Origin of the sequence: Xenorhabdus yunnanensis, assembly GCF_028598805.1 — a bacterium.
In the GTDB taxonomy this organism is placed as follows: domain Bacteria; phylum Pseudomonadota; class Gammaproteobacteria; order Enterobacterales; family Enterobacteriaceae; genus Xenorhabdus; species Xenorhabdus yunnanensis.
Genome location: NZ_JAQRFI010000219.1, coordinates 1 through 526, shown reverse-complemented (window position 1 = coordinate 526; position 526 = coordinate 1). Strand labels below are relative to the sequence as shown.

Here is a 526-nt window from a genome sequence, read left to right as displayed (position 1 = left end):
GTAAAACATTGGGTTATTCAAAATCACCGGAAATGCATGACAAAGTCATCGGGACTTTTATCGAAAGAGAATATTATATTTAAGACCAATCAACATTTTGAATACGTGACCATTTTGTTAAGGTAGTATTCTGCTCCGCCAAAGCTCTTATAACATTAGTAGTGCACCAATCATTTTTTATCTCATATTGCTGTTCATTAATCTCATTTTTTCTTTCATATCTCTCCTTAACCAATTCTTTTACCGTTAAATTACCTAATTCATCAAAATATCTATTAGGCCAAATTTCAGAAGGATGTACATCAAGAAATTCTGCAATAATATATTCTGCTTTTGGATAATGAGAAAATAAAGCACTTCTCAATATATTCGACTTGTATCCATATTTATAAGATAAAGTTGTAATATTAAAACCTTTCTTGGATTCACATATTAAGCGCAACACCGTAATGAACGAAGTAAATGAGTGGGTACTCCTTTAAATAACTCATTCGGTGTTTTGTAATCTCGTGTTTTACGAGGGCGA

General features: G+C 31.6%; 2 protein-coding genes. One reads left to right on the top strand and one right to left on the bottom strand.

Annotation, left to right across the window (positions count from 1 at the left end; all coding sequences use genetic code 11):
- The coding region (locus PSI23_RS21910) for an IS1 family transposase (RefSeq protein ID WP_228011593.1) at positions 1-83 on the top strand (83 nt) is incomplete at its 5' end.
- On the opposite strand, the gene PSI23_RS21905 is transcribed toward PSI23_RS21910, so the two are convergent.
- Positions 80-445 (bottom strand): helix-turn-helix domain-containing protein, encoded by a 366-nt coding sequence (locus PSI23_RS21905; RefSeq protein WP_273557034.1) that lies wholly within the window; start codon positions 443-445, stop codon positions 80-82. The two genes, PSI23_RS21910 and PSI23_RS21905, sit on opposite strands and share 4 nt — an antisense overlap.
- Positions 446-526: the final 81 nt, after the last annotated feature.